The 14921-nt window shown below is 41.2% G+C and carries 12 protein-coding genes; 7 read left to right on the forward strand and 5 right to left on the reverse strand.

What is annotated here, in order from left to right:
• Positions 1-23 precede the first annotated feature (23 nt).
• From glyS to MMO42_RS06780, 3 genes are all read right to left on the reverse strand, one after another.
• A complete protein-coding gene (gene glyS, locus MMO42_RS06770; protein ID WP_241319820.1) occupies positions 24-2093 on the reverse strand; it encodes a glycine--tRNA ligase subunit beta in 2070 nt (689 codons plus the stop codon).
• Positions 2093-3082, reverse strand: coding sequence for a glycine--tRNA ligase subunit alpha (glyQ, locus tag MMO42_RS06775; protein ID WP_004775941.1), 990 nt, complete (start codon positions 3080-3082; stop codon positions 2093-2095). The genes glyS and glyQ overlap by 1 nt, the downstream gene beginning before the upstream one ends.
• Before the next feature lie 113 nt (positions 3083-3195).
• Entirely contained in the window at positions 3196-3606 is a 411-nt protein-coding gene (locus MMO42_RS06780) for a phosphoesterase (protein ID WP_241319821.1), read from the reverse strand.
• Positions 3607-3796: 190 nt separating this feature from the next.
• Here MMO42_RS06780 and MMO42_RS06785 point away from each other — a divergent pair, with 190 nt between their 5' ends.
• The 5 genes from MMO42_RS06785 to MMO42_RS06805 all read left to right on the forward strand — a co-directional run bounded on the left by MMO42_RS06785 (position 3797) and on the right by MMO42_RS06805 (position 9071).
• Complete coding sequence (locus MMO42_RS06785; RefSeq protein ID WP_241319822.1) at positions 3797-5059, forward strand: putative DNA modification/repair radical SAM protein; 1263 nt, start codon at positions 3797-3799, stop codon at positions 5057-5059.
• A 2-nt stretch (positions 5060-5061) separates the two neighbouring features.
• On the forward strand, positions 5062-5856 hold the full coding sequence (locus MMO42_RS06790; protein WP_241319823.1) for a TIGR03915 family putative DNA repair protein: 795 nt from the start codon (positions 5062-5064) through the stop codon (positions 5854-5856).
• Positions 5857-5982: 126 nt separating this feature from the next.
• Positions 5983-7248 (forward strand): hypothetical protein, encoded by a 1266-nt coding sequence (locus tag MMO42_RS06795; RefSeq protein WP_241319824.1) that lies wholly within the window; start codon positions 5983-5985, stop codon positions 7246-7248.
• 193 nt (positions 7249-7441) lie between these two features.
• Entirely contained in the window at positions 7442-7858 is a 417-nt protein-coding gene (locus MMO42_RS06800) for a lysozyme inhibitor LprI family protein (RefSeq protein ID WP_241319825.1), read from the forward strand.
• Positions 7859-7970: 112 nt separating this feature from the next.
• On the forward strand, positions 7971-9071 hold the full coding sequence (locus tag MMO42_RS06805) for an HPP family protein (protein WP_241319826.1): 1101 nt from the start codon (positions 7971-7973) through the stop codon (positions 9069-9071).
• A gap of 72 nt (positions 9072-9143) precedes the next feature.
• Here the strand turns inward: MMO42_RS06805 and MMO42_RS06810 are convergent, their stop codons facing one another.
• Positions 9144-9413, reverse strand: a complete 270-nt coding sequence (locus tag MMO42_RS06810) for a PspC domain-containing protein (protein WP_241319827.1) — start codon at positions 9411-9413, stop codon at positions 9144-9146.
• A gap of 344 nt (positions 9414-9757) precedes the next feature.
• Between MMO42_RS06810 and MMO42_RS06815 the strand changes: the two genes are divergently transcribed.
• Positions 9758-10432, forward strand: coding sequence for a hypothetical protein (locus MMO42_RS06815; protein ID WP_005297227.1), 675 nt, complete (start codon positions 9758-9760; stop codon positions 10430-10432).
• Between the two features lie 53 nt (positions 10433-10485).
• Here the strand turns inward: MMO42_RS06815 and MMO42_RS06820 are convergent, their stop codons facing one another.
• Entirely contained in the window at positions 10486-12309 is a 1824-nt protein-coding gene (locus MMO42_RS06820; protein ID WP_241319828.1) for an acyl-CoA dehydrogenase C-terminal domain-containing protein, read from the reverse strand.
• Between the two features lie 239 nt (positions 12310-12548).
• Here MMO42_RS06820 and MMO42_RS06825 point away from each other — a divergent pair, with 239 nt between their 5' ends.
• Entirely contained in the window at positions 12549-14864 is a 2316-nt protein-coding gene (locus tag MMO42_RS06825) for a hypothetical protein (RefSeq protein ID WP_241319829.1), read from the forward strand.
• Positions 14865-14921: the final 57 nt, after the last annotated feature.

The raw sequence follows: 14921 nt of genomic DNA on the forward strand, positions 1-14921 counted from the left end.
AAAAGATCAAGTATTATAAATATTTAACCCTGCAATACACTTACATCGGCAATCGCCGTGAATAAATCACGTAATTGAGCGAGTAAACGTAAACGATTGGCTTTTAATTCAGCATCATCTGCCATCACCATTACACCTTCAAAGAAGGCATCGATTGGCGCACGAAGCGCAGCAAGCTTAGACAATGCTTCTGTATAGTTACGCGCAGCAAGCAATGGCTGAACCACAGGCGTGAGCGCAGACAACTCTGCATAAAGTGCTTTTTCAGCAGCTTCAACCAGATTGGCTTCAACCACAGCACCTTCAGGAGTTGCTTCTTTGGCAAGAATATTGGCAACACGTTTGTTTGCCGCAGCCAATGCAGCCGCTTCTGGCAAAGTACGGAAATGATTGACCGCAGTCACACGCTTATCAAAATCAAGTGGAGATTTTGGAGCAAGTGCTTGAACCGCCTGAATCACATCAACCGCTACGCCTTGATCTTCGTATTTAGCACGGTAACGACCTTCAAGGAAAGCCACTGCATCGGTACGGGTCTTGTCATGATCCTTAACAACATCGCCATAACCTTGTAAGGCAAAATTCACCAATTCTTCAATCGTCACATCGAGTTCATTTTCGATGATTAAACGTAAGATACCGATTGCAGAACGACGTAATGCAAATGGGTCTTTCGAACCTGTTGGTGCTTGACCAATACCGAAGATACCGACTAATGTATCTAAACGATCCGCAAGGGCAATGGTTGTACCTGTCTTGGTTTGCGGCAATACATCACCAGCAAATTTCGGTAAATACTGCTCGCCTAAAGCTTCGGCAACTTCATTATTTTCACCTTCAAGACGTGCATAGTAAGTACCTGCAATCCCTTGAAGTTCTGGGAATTCACCCACCAGTTCAGAAGTTAAGTCACATTTCGCAAGTAACGCAGCTTTCTCAGCATCAGCAACATTGGCACCCGTAATTGGAGACAAGGCCACAGCCAATTTAGCAATACGTTCTGATTTATCCCACAGCGTACCCAATTGCGCTTGGAACACCATGTTGGCTAATTTTTCTTTACGAGATGCAAGCGGTTGCTTTTGGTCTTGTAAGAAGAAGAATTCCGCATCAGACAAACGAGGGCGTACAACTTTCTCATTCCCTTCAATAATTTGAATTGGATCTTTCGACTCAATATTTGAAATGGTAATGAAGTAAGGCTGTAATTTACTTTCGGCATTGATTAAGCAGAAATACTTCTGATTATCCTGCATGGTGGTAATCAAGGCTTCTTGTGGAACAGCTAAATAGCGCTCTTCAAAGGTCGCACGTAAAGCAACAGGCCATTCAACCAGACTTGTTACTTCATCAAGCAAGTCTGCTGGCACAATCGCAGTCGCATTGACTTCATCAGCTAACTTTTTCACTTGCTCTTGAATCGTCGCTTGACGCTTTTCAAAGTTTGCAACCACATAGGCTTGTTCTAAAGTCGCTAAATAGTCATTTGCATGTGCCAAAGTCACGGCTTCAGGCGCATGGAAACGGTGACCATAAGTCACGTTACCAGCTTTGTGATCTTGAATCGTTGCTTCAACTACTTGATCATCTTTCAGCAATACCACCCATTTTACTGGACGTACGAATTCAGTACGGCTTGCCGCTGAACGCATACGTTTTGCGATAGGTAAGTTATCCAATGCAGTCTGTAAAATTTGTGGTAGTAAAGCGTCAAGGCTTTGACCTTTGACATCTTTTAGGAAGCATACTTTCTCAACTTTACCTGCTTGGAAAGTTGAAAGTTGGTCAACCGTAATGCCTTGACCGCGCATAAAGCCTTCAAGTGCCTTAGTTGCATTACCTTCAGCATCGTAAGCCGCTTGTACAGCAGGGCCATCAAAACGTTTTTGTGTGTCTGCTTGAGCAGCATCGATATCAACAATTTTCAATGCTAAACGACGTGGCGCAGCATAGGCTTCGATAGAAGCGAAGTTTAAGCCTGCCTCTTTTAAGCCTTTTTCAGTTTCTGCTTTGAGTGCGTCACGCAAAGTTTTTAAGCTTTTTGGTGGAAGTTCTTCACAGCCAAGTTCGAATAAAACTGTATGCTTCGTCATTATTTATTCTCCTTCGCTTTTTCAGCTTGGGCTGCTTCTGCTTCAACTTGTGCTTTCAGTTGAGCCAATACTTCATCACGCAAATGCGGTTCTGCCATTGGGAAACCGAGTTTGGCACGGGCTGCCACATAACTTTGTGCAATTGAACGCGCCAAGGTACGGACACGTAAAATATAGCGTTGACGTTCAGTCACAGAAATCGCACCACGTGCATCCAGCAAGTTAAAGCAATGCGATGCTTTGATCACTTGTTCGTAGGCAGGAAGCGGCAGTTCAGCTTCGATTAAGCGAGATGCTTCAGCTTCGTAGAAGTCGAACAATTCAAACATTTTGTCGACTGGCGCGTATTCGAAGTTATAGGTTGATTGCTCAACTTCGTTTTGATGGAATACATCACCGTAAGTTACTGTACCGAATTGACCTTTGGTCCAAACCAGATCGTAAACTGAGTCTACACCTTGCAGGTACATTGCCAGACGTTCTAAGCCATAAGTGATTTCACCTGTGACTGGGTAGCATTCAATACCACCAACTTGCTGGAAGTAAGTGAACTGAGTCACTTCCATACCATTCAACCAAACTTCCCAACCTAAGCCCCATGCACCAAGGGTTGGAGATTCCCAGTTGTCTTCTACGAAACGGATGTCGTGTGTCAGTGTATCAATGCCGATTGCTTTTAATGAATCGAGATAAAGCTGCTGGATATTATCCGGGTTTGGCTTAAGTACCACTTGGAACTGATAGTAGTGTTGTAAACGGTTCGGGTTTTCCCCATAACGACCGTCTTTCGGACGACGTGATGGTTGAACATAAGCCGCGTTCCAGGTTTCTGGCCCCAATGCACGTAAGAAGGTTGCAGTGTGGAATGTACCTGCGCCCATTTCCATATCATATGGTTGTAATACGACGCAGCCTTGCTCCGCCCAATAGTTTTGTAGGGCAAGAATCAAGCCCTGAAATGTGTCAATATGCGATATAGCACGACTCATGGTGCATCCACTGGAATCAAACAAAAATTGTGGTTAAGTATAAGGATTTTGTAGAGGAGTGGCAAAGGCTTCGAGCACTTCGCCCAAAAGTTCTGATCAGAAATAAAAAAAAGTTATTTTATTCCACATTCATTTCTACTTTTAGTCGAAAGTAAGCCCGTGATATAGGCTATTTCTTGATTTATTTTCATTTGTTTAATGTGTTCTTCTATTTGTTGATCAGCAGAAGGAGTTTGATTGGTATCAACAGATGGGCTCTTCGGCGTGTTGTCGTCGACTAAAAATACGTTACCTTGGCTAAACCCCCAACTTTTGTTGATTTCGCTTCCATCCTCAAGGACAGCAGATGTCTTTAAAAAGCATGTTTTATCATATTTAAGTAGAGCAAATTCTTTTATAAAATAGGGACTTTGAATTGATTTGAAGGTTTTTACTTCAATAAATTCAGGTTCACTCTTTGGGCTACATGCTGGTAATGATAATGTTAAAAATAAGAGAGAAAGCAAATATAAAGAATTGTTCATTATAGGACGAGATAGAATTTTCTTGATCATATTATAGATTGATTACATTGTTTTGAGATGAATAATTTAGCTTAAGTCGAAAAATCCTCACGTCACCTCATGACGTATTGCATCTGACATGCTCTTAATTTCACAACTTTGAAATGCTAATTTTAAAACGATATTCTCTGTTTTCTTCAGGTCGTTTGAAATGTCTGATCGCATTCGTGAAAAGCTGCAAATTTTAGCGGACGCTGCCAAATATGATGTGTCCTGTTCTTCCAGTGGCAGTGACCGTAAAAATAAAGACAAAGGTCTAGGCGACGCAAGTCGGGCAGGGATTTGCCATAGCTATACCGAAGATGGACGCTGTGTTTCTCTGCTGAAAATCCTGTTCAGTAATGTCTGTATTTTTGATTGCGCTTATTGTGTGTCACGTCGTTCCAATGATGTGAAACGGGCTGCATTTACAGTACAGGAAGTGGTTGACCTGACCATCAATTTCTATCGACGTAACTATATTGAAGGGCTGTTTCTGAGTTCAGGTATTTTTAAATCCGCAGATTACACCATGGAGCGCATGCTTCAAGTGGTGAAAAAACTACGCCTAGAAGAAAACTTTAATGGCTATATTCATCTTAAAACCATTCCCGGTGCTTCCCCTGAATTGATTCATGAAGCAGGTCTGTATGCTGACCGCATGAGTATTAATTTAGAAATGCCAACCGAGGTGGGTTTAAAAGCCTTCGCCCCTGAAAAGTCACATCAAGAGGTGCAAAAAGATTTAGGATTGGTTCGAGATCGGCTGATTCAGTTGAAAGATGAACGTCAGATTATCAAGCATGTACCAAAATATGTCCCAGCAGGGCAGACCACACAAATGGTGGTTGGCGCCCATCAGGAAACTGATCAAGATGTGTTGTTTATGGCAGATCGGCATTACAAGGAATTTAAACTCAAGCGGGTCTATTTTTCAGGTTATGTCCCGATTAATACTGAAAATAATTATTTGCCTGCGGTTGGCTCTGCACCGCCGTTATTACGCGAAAATCGACTGTATCAAAGTGATTGGTTGATGCGTTTCTATGGTTTTCAGGTCAATGAAATTGTCAATGAACGTTTCCCGCACTTAGATTTAGACGTTGACCCAAAACTGAGCTGGGCATTGCGTCATCCAGAGCATTTTCCCGTGGATTTAAATCGTGCCGACTACCACATGATTTTGCGTGTACCCGGGATTGGGGTGAAATCAACCAAGAAAATTGTGCAAGCCCGTCGTTTTGGCAAGATTCATATCGACTTGTTAAAACAGCTCGGTGTGGCGTATTCACGGGCAAAGTTCTTTATTCGCTGTGAAGACAGCCCGCGCTTCCAGAAAGAATTTTCTTCCAGTTTTATTCGTCAGCAAATTTTAACCCAAGGTTCATCCAAATACGTTAAACAGCTTTCACCCCAATTGAGTTTGGGATTTTAATCATGTTGAGTGGTGGTGTTGCTTATTATTATTTTGATGGTTCGATGGTGGGTTTACTCAATTGTGTATTTCGTGCCTTTCAGTTTAAAGAGTTCCAAGTTCAACTGTGTTTAACTGAAGGTGCCCAGCATGGCTTATTTTCGACTGTGGTTGAGATTCCCAATCATGAGCAACATGCACAACGGGTCTGGTCGGCTCTACAGCAAAAACTATCTAGATCTGCGTTAAGACAATTTTACTTTGCTTCGTTATCTGAGTCGCTTGAAGCCTATCAGCATCTATTCAATTACTGTGTTTATGTGTTTCAGCAGCAGTTTTCAGTCGAAAAAGACTATTTACATCCGAGTGTGTTAGCCATTTCGCAATGGACTAAAAAAGTTGGGCGTGAGAAGCATAGGATGGAAGCTTTTGTGCGTTTTAAGAAAACCACAGATGGACTGTTTTTAAGTTTGGTCCGACCCGATTTTAATGTTCTACCTTTGATTCAGCCACATTTTAGACGCCGTTATCAGGATCAGCGTTGGCTGATTTATGATGAACAACGCAAATATGGACTCTATTATGATCTGCACGATGTTCATGAGGTGGGTATGGATGCCAATCAGATCGATCGTAATCTCCAAAATGGCAGCAGCCAGAGTTTCCAGTTGCAGCTGGATGAACAGGAAGTTTTATACGACCAACTTTGGAAAGATTATTTTAATAGTATCAATATCAAAGAACGGCAAAATATCAAATTGCATGTGCAATATTTGCCAAAACGTTATTGGCGTTATCTGAATGAAAAATATGTTTAACAACATTTCTGATTATCTTTAAAAACCGCTCATTCAAACAAAGCTTAAAAATAGATGAATGATCTGTTATTGTTATGTTATAACGTAACAATAATTCAAAATTATTCATCCAATAAGGAAAAAAGAGTGAAGCGTGTAAAACATCATTATGTACTTGGTGCATTATTAAGTAGTGTGTTGCTGTCGGCATGTGGAGGGGATTCATCCAGTTCAACTTCTGCTGTGACACCAAAACCAGAGCAACCTGCACCAAGCGATCAAGGTCGTTTAATCATTGCCAACGCAGATGCAGTACGACCCTTACTGACCATTTATGATCTAAAAGAGCAGAAGTTAATCCATACAACAGCGTTGAGTTCGGCTCCCTCTGCGATGTATAGCAGTCCCCAATCGCGTTATGCCGTGATGTTGAGTCGCAACGAAGGAATTGTTCAGTTTGCGGATGGCGGAATCTTTCATAAAAATGGTGCTTTGCAACGTAATGCACCCAATTTATTGGCCTTTCAGCTGAAAGGCGCCACACCAGCACATTATCGGAGTTTTAATGGTGTGGCGGCATTGTTCTATGATGGAAGCGACTCGGAGGTTTCCAAGTTTGATGTATTTAATGATCTTGCAATTGAAACACAAGCAATTTCAACTCAGAAACTACCGAAAAAACATCATGGTGTTGCAGAACCACGTGGGGGCTATGTATTAAGTACTTACCTGCCGAAAGATGCAGAGACGCTGAGTCTGGTGAAAAGCTATGAGTTGCATGGTGATCATTTCCATGAAGAGCAAACGCTAAAAAATGCATGTAACCGTTTACATGGCGCTGCTTCAATTCAAACTTATGCGGCTTTCGGTTGTGAAGATGGCGTATTGGTGGTCGAGCAGAAAGGTTCACAGTTTGCTGATAAGAAGGTCCTGATTGACCAGAGAATTACCACGATTGCAGCACATGAAAAGCTAGACAAGTTTGCAGCCTTTGCAACGGGGACCCATGCTTTATTTATTGTTGATCCGAAGAACTTGAATGCTACTAGTTTAGATTGGTCCTTAGCAGCAAAAGAAGCAGATGGAACGACACCAGTTAAACGCTTGCAACAGGTGGTCAATGCATCGGGTCGTTATTTGGCGATTCTGGATAGTGCTGGTGTTGTACATGTGATTGATAGTCAAAACTGGAAACGTCTTGGGCAAATCAAAGCAATTGCCAACGTCAATGCAACCGAACTTGCAAAAAGCCGTCTAGCAGTCAATGCAGAGACAGATACGATTTTCATGAATGATACACAAGCAAAAACGATTGTAGAGCTGGATTTGAACAATCTAAAAATCAAACAAACCATTCAGCTGAATGATGTACCCAATACCTTTACTTGGTTGGGTGTCGCAAAAGCATCTTAATCCCATTGTGTGTGAAGAAGCAGCCTAAGCGTTGGCTGCTTCTTTTATATATCCAATGTGCCGATCGATTTTCGTATTGTTTTATCTAAAAGAGAATGTAAAAATTTTAGTCGTGATTCCTGCTTCTCAAAAAAGCTGGGCAGCAATGTTTAATGGTGATTTTAAAAGATAATGAAAACAAAAGAGCTAAACAATGACGAAATTAATATTCAAAGTGGTATTGCTTGCAATGGTTTGTGTGAGTGCCAGTGTATTTGCCAAAGCGCAGGATAAAGCGGCAGATCCCTATAGCCAATGTGTCGATGACACCATTCAACAGCTAAAACTGGGGAATATCAATAATGCTGTGGTAGAGATCTGTAGCACTAGAACCAAAACTTTATATGCAAAGCAGATTGTGCAGTTATTGGATCAAATTAAAAAACAGAGTCAGGAATATAAGCAGCCTGAACGCTATAACGACATCATGAAATCACAACAGCTCTGGAAAAACTTTGTTGATCAAGAGTGCCGTAATGCAGGTGCTTATATCGGCTCACCGATGTATGAGTTCTGCCCGATGCAAAAATATGCAGAGCGATTGGAACAGCTAAAAGAATATTTAAATTGAGCTTGAACAGCTTTTATCATGATTTAAAACTGTAATTTAAATACACCTTCAGCTTTAGTCAGCGTATACTGCTGCATCGAACGCAAACAAAACGATTCCAGCAAGGTGCATTGTGAGCTTGACCCAATCAGACTGGCTAAATTTTCTCAAACCAAATTATAAGGTCTTGCCCTTAAAAGAGAGGATGCTCTCTGGTCTCGGGGCTTTATGTGGTTTGGCAATCTCATCATTGATTAGCTGGTATGTCTTGGGTGGCATGAATGCATGGTATATCGCCCCGATGGGTGCATCTTCTGTGTTGCTATTTGCAGTGCCAAACAGTCCGTTGGCGCAGCCTTGGAATGTCATTGTGGGGAATACGCTAGCAGGATTCATTGGCGTCGCCTGTACACAATATCTGCCTGATCTGACCAGTGCTTTTAGTGTTGCTGTGGGATTGGCAATTTTTGTAATGATGACCACAGACTCCTTACATCCACCGAGTGGAGCAGTTGCGATTACGGCTGTTTTAGGAGGCGAAGCTGTACACCGTTTAGGTTTTCATTTCATTTTATACCCAGTTTTACTCAACTCGATTTTATTGCTGCTGTTTGCAGTCTTTTTTAATCGCTTGATTGGGCGTCATTATCCGATTACTGCACATGTGAATGAGCGTTCGAAAGATCCCACACCGACCCAGAAAGTCTCGATTCAGCCGAAAGATATTGAATATGCATTAGAGCATCACACTGAGTTGTTGGATATTAGTCAGTACGATTTAGAAAAAATCATTTTAGAAGCTCAATCGCATGCAAATGAGCGCTTGATTAACTCATTTGTCTGTCAGGATATTATGAGTCGTGATGTGATTAAATTGCATGAGCATGATGATATTCATCAGGCTTTGGATAAGTTTAAAGCCGTGAATTTAATGAGTCTACCAGTGGTAAATGCGGAAGATCATTTGGTGGGGACATTGGCACTCTATGAAGTGGTGGAGTGGTTTAAGGGTGCAACAGATCCACGTAATTCATGGCAGCACTATGTCAGACAAATTATGAGCCACAAAGTTGTGACAGTGAGTCCCTTACAACCGATTCAGGATCTGGTGCCTTACTTTGTCGAGAAATCATTTAACTATATTCCAGTGGTCGAGGAACATCGTTTGATTGGGATAATTAGTCGTGCCGATATGATTGCAGCTTTGCAACAACAGCTGAATCGACAGGTCTAAATTTAGATAAAAAAAAGCTACGGTTGGATTAGGGGTAATTTCAACCGTAGCGACCAAAAAGGTAACAGTGAATTAACGTTTTATGCTTTGGTCTTCATAAATCGTTTTTACGGGTTGGTTATAACCCTGCACGTGATCAACACGGCCTTGTTGCTGTTTTGGAATAACCAACCACAAAATTAGATAGACCAAAATACCCGGAAAGGCAGCACTCATGATCGAGATCACGAAAAAGATCAGACGTAATAAGTTTGCGTTCCAACCAAATCGTTCCGCAATACCGCCCATTACACCAGCGATCATGCTTTGTTGGTTTGAGCGATATAAACCAGAGTTGGCCATCGAGTTAGTCTCCTTAAATTGATGAAACAGCAGTAAAAAATAAATTCTTTCAGTTTGATTTGCTGTTAATTAAGAAATAGGGGCGAACTGATTTTTTTAAAGTTTAAACAGATGAGAGATTGGTTAAGTTGTGTAAATCATTGATGGAAAAACCAACATGATCGCCTAAAATGCACCGAATTAAAGCATACTGCTTTGTCAATTTGCTATTTCAATCCGGTCGCATTGGCTATTACCCATTTGGGGAATAGACGGACATTGAAATGATCCCTATATTTTTCCAAGTTTGGGATCGGTCAGTGCAAACCACGCGATAACGATATTGATGTTAGAGATTTATGAATATGCAGTTCAGGTTATTCTTACAGTATGTCAGTGTAGGAGTTCTATTGAGTTTAGGTTTGAGTGCTTGCGATAGCCATCATCCAGAACCAGTAAAGCAACAACCCCAGACGCAACCGAGTCGTGAAGCGAGTGAAGTGCTTGCAGATGAGCAAGAAGAACAGCTTGCATCTGATGCGCAAGGCGTGTCATTGACTCAAGTGGCAGGGCAAGCGACATTACCGCACCCTGCAACACATCAACTCAAGTTAAGTCCGCCCTCTGAAGCCGATATGATCTATGTCGGGCGTTATCATGCGCGTATTCCATGTACCGATGCATTTGCTGGTTGTGTGAATAACGAAAAAGAATCGGAATATATCCTCAATTTATTAGGCGATGGTTCAGTCTATTGGACCAATACCAGTTTTAGCCGTTTAGGTTCAGACCCGACACGTAATACGGCAAAGATTGAGCAGACCTGTAAACAAGTCCAATGGCATGTCCATCAAGAACTCAATGAAATCATGATTCGTTGTGATGCTGCGGATGTGAATTTGTATTATAAAATTAATAGAAATAAAGATTTAGTGATGAATCTGGATAAAATCTGGAATGGCGATAATGGCCATAACCGTAAGTTTTTTAAAGAGTACCCATTTCCTGAACAAGCTTATGTATTTAAGAAGGTTGAATAAAATCACCTCGGCATAAAAAAGAGCGCATTTAGCGCTCTTTTTTGTCATTCCGATTAGTAATCGAAACTGAAGTGTTCTGGTGCAAGTGAAGTCAAGGTGCGAGATGTTGACACCATTGATTCTGCATGACCTTGAGCACGTGGTAATAAACGGTCAAAGTAGAAGTCTGCAACTTTGATTTTTGCTTTATAGAATTCAGGTGTTTCGATTCCGTCACCTGCTTCTAATTTCTCAGATGCGATGACCGCTTGTTGTGCCCAGAAATATGCCATCATCACATAGCCAGAGAACATCAAGAAATCAACAGAAGCTGAAGAAACAATGTCACGGTCTTTACGTGCAGCGAGCATGATGCGAACAGTTAAAGTGTTCCATTGTGCACAAAGCTTAGTTAAGTCCCATGCAAAACGACGTAAATACTTATTACGCGCGTGAGTCGCACAGAATTTCAAGATTTCAGCAGTATAGTCACGAACAACTTTACCTTTTGAACTTAAAAGAACTTTACGGCCAATTAAATCAAGTGCTTGAATCCCTGTTGTACCTTCGTACAAGGTTGAGATACGTGCATCACGTGCGATTTGTTCCATACCCCATTCACGGATATAGCCATGACCGCCGTAAACTTGCATACCGTTATTTGCTGCCTCTAAGCCGAGTTCAGTCAAGAAACCTTTTAGAATCGGAGTGTAGAAGCCAAGCTTATCATCATATGCTTCATAAGCTGCCTGATCACCGCTCACCAATGCATCTGTCATTTTGTCTGCAAGTTTTGCAGCATGATAGATCATTGAACGACCACCTTCGGCAATCGCTTTTTGAGTCAACAGTAAACGACGAACATCGGCATGGTGGATAATCGCATCACCAACACGCTCAGGCTCTTTCTTGCCAGAAAGGGCACGCATTGACATACGGTCTTTCGCATAAGGTAAAGCACCTTGGAACGAAAGTTCAGCATGTGCAATACCCTGAACTGCAGTACCGATACGTGCTGTGTTCATGAAAGTAAACATTGCATGTAAGCCTTTGTTTACTTCACCAATCAAGTAGCCAGTTGCGTTGTCAAAGTTGAGTACTGCGGTTGCAGATGCTTTGATCCCCATTTTGTGTTCGATTGAACCACAAGAAACAGTATTACGTTCACCTACACCACCATCCGCAGTCGGGATGAATTTAGGTACGATGAATAACGAGATACCACGTGTGCCTGCTGGTGCATCTGGAAGACGCGCAAGTACGATGTGAATAATGTTATCTGTTAAATCGTGCTCACCTGCAGAGATGAAGATTTTAGTACCAGAGATTTTATAAGTACCGTCAGCAGCAGGTTCTGCCTTAGTTTTTACTTGACCTAAGTCTGTACCACATTGAGGCTCAGTTAAGCACATTGTGCCTGACCAAGTACCTTCAACCAATTTAGGCATATAAGTATTTTTTTGCTCGTCTGTACCAAACTGCATGATCGTGTTCATACAACCTGTGCTCAAACCTGGGTACATGGTGAACGACCAGTTTGCAGTCCCCATCATTTCAGATTTGATTAGGTTTAAAGACATTGGTAAGCCTTGACCACCAAACTCTTCTGGATAAGAAAGACCTTGCCAACCACCCATTACGAATTGGTCATAAGCTTCTTTAAAGCCTTTAGGCGTCGTTACTTCGCCGTTGTTGAAAGTACAACCTTCTTCATCACCTGATTGGTTCAGTGGAGAAAGTACGTTTTCGCAATAATCTGCCGCACCTTCAAGAATCATATCCACTGTTTCAGCATCCGCATTTTGACCACTTGTCAAAGTTTGGTAATGTGCTGGATAATCTAACATTTCGTTCATTAAGAAACGAATATCACGGAGCGGGGCTTTATAAGCTGGCATAATCTTAATCCTGTATTTGAATCATTTTGGATTATCTGTTTCGATACTTTGATTATTCACAATAGTGATAAAAATACATTGATAATCACTAGGGAAAAGAATGTCAGAAAAGCGAATTTACTTGAAGAGAAGTTTGTAAAAAAATCACTTTTCTATTGGCGTCAAAACTGATGTTAAATGTGAAAAGTACTCAATTTTATACTTGAAAATATAATGATATAAAGGTGTTTGGTAAAGCTATGCGTCTAAAATATTTAACTTTATGCTTAATGGGTCTTAGTCTTTCTGCATGTTCTCAACATGTCATTAAAACCAATTCGGCTTCGAACAATTTAGAACAGAAGGCCATCAATAGTCTCAATGCGATGTATGAATATCCGAGCTATGATTATCGCGGAAAATTTAATATTCATGTTGAGACGAATCAAAATAAAGCAAATGCCAAGGTCGACAACGCACCTTTAGATGCTGCGCTGAAGCAAAAGGTCGATCAATATTTGCGCGATCAGAAGGTCAATTTAAATAGTAAGCAAAAACAAGCACTCTATGTTGCGCTTGCTCAAGAACAAAAAACCTATGGTCAATCTAAAGTTGATAAATTTACCCAAATCATGGCCAATGTCCTTAATGACATGCAGTTTGAGTATGATGGTTCTGTGCATTATCGTCAAAAACTGGGTTCTTTTAACCTAACGGCACGCTATGAAAAGCCGACCTTATTGGTTCAAGCCAAAGTACCGATGGTGCTTGATCTGAATAATTATAAGTTTTATATCAACTACTTTGCCTTGATGCCGTATTTGGTGAATAAAGAAAATCAAAGCAATCTTGCCTATCTAGATTTTTCAAAATATCAGGATCTATTCAAGCAAGTGGATTACAAAAAATTTGCTGAATATGTCAAAGCATCGAGTGCGATTTACTATCGTCTTGCCGATCAAAATAATATTCAGGCTTTGTCGCTTTCTTCCGCAGATCAAGCAGCAGGTGTGGTGGAGAAAATTCGTTTAAAAACCTCAATTGAAGAGCTGATTTTGCAGGCAAATTTATACAGCAAGGTCAATGAAAAATACTTCGTGCAAAGTGTGCTGAATATTAAAGAGCAGAACTTAGAAAAGCTGATTGCCAATGAAGTGGATGCTGCAAGTGAAACTAAGTCCAAATCAAAAGCCTCTTTATTGGATGCAAAAGATTCGGCAGATGATGCCAGTGTGGTCAGTCAACAGCTATATCGCCTTGTCAATCAACATTTTGGTGTGGCGAATGATGACGAAGATGAAGTTTCGACTGTAGATGCCACAGAGGATGCTGCTGAAGAAGCACGACAAGCTGCGGAAGATGCAACAGCGGATAGCGGAGTTGTTGCAACTGCCGATGAAGAAGGTGGTTTAACTGAAACGCAGTGTACTGCATTGCAACAGACCTCTAAAACCACGTATGGTGATGTACAGTACTGCCAAAGTATTTATGGTATTGATGTATTTGGTACCAAGCCCGCAGAAGCAGGCTTCCTGTCTTATTTTGAAAAGCTACAAACCGTAGAAAAAGAGTTTGTTGCCTACGATCAGAATCAGTTTATTGACGATCAAGCTTTTAAAGCGCTATGGATCAAACACCAAGCCGATATTGATAAGGCTTTGCCACCAGTCGATAAGCGTAATCCATTTATTATGGATGTGGGTTTAGATGCACAAGGGCGCGCGGTCAAACTTGATTATGATTTGAATTATGGCTTATCCGAGTTGAAGTCCCGTTTTAGTGTCAAAGCGGATATGTTGATCTCGAATTATGGCAAAGCAACGCCTATCGATCAGGCGCAGTTAAAACGTGCAAAAACGTGGGCAGAAGCAAGCAAAGGCTCAATGCTCGAACAGACGGTGAGTAGTTTCTCAGAGAAACTAGGGCAAGCAGGTATTCAAGAGCGTTCAGCAGAGCCTTATCGTTTATCTTTAGATGATCAACTGAAAGTGATTGCAGAACAACGTTTCGATGCAACGCATGCTTATGAGCAAACCTATAAGGCGGTATTTATTGCTAAATTGACGGAAAGTACCCCACAGATCGTACAGCGTTACTCTAGTCAAGAGTTGCAGGAAATTGCCAGTGTGTATGCATATTGGTATGCCGATGAGGAGGTTTATAATCCTGAAGGTAAAGCCCTACAAACGATTGAAGCTTTGCAAAAGAAACATCATCTTGAAAATGAAGACCAGTTTGATGATAAATTGGGCCAAGCGGTGAATCGTCTTGTGGTTGATGCCATGCGTGGCGATAAAGACCGTCAAGCGTGGAACAAGCTGAAAGCACAATATAAGCAACCGCAACAGTTATTTGCCAAGCAATACCAAATCCAGTTCGAACAAGAGAATGGTGCTTCAAGTGAAGAGAAAGTCCTGCTTGAACAAACGGCAAATATCTTGGGGCAAGTCTATGTGGATGCACGTAAAAATAAGCTTTCTGAGAAATCAATTCAGTCATTAAAGCTTCAACATAATGAATTTATTGATTATGAGATTTTCAAAGAAGTGTATCAGAAGATGCTGACCGTTAAATAATCAGCTGAACCTAAAGAAAAAACCTGCAAATGCAGGTTTTTTCTATTTTATTTTTCA

Origin of the sequence: Acinetobacter sp. ANC 3882, assembly GCF_022549545.1 — a bacterium.
In the GTDB taxonomy this organism is placed as follows: Bacteria; Pseudomonadota; Gammaproteobacteria; order Pseudomonadales; family Moraxellaceae; genus Acinetobacter.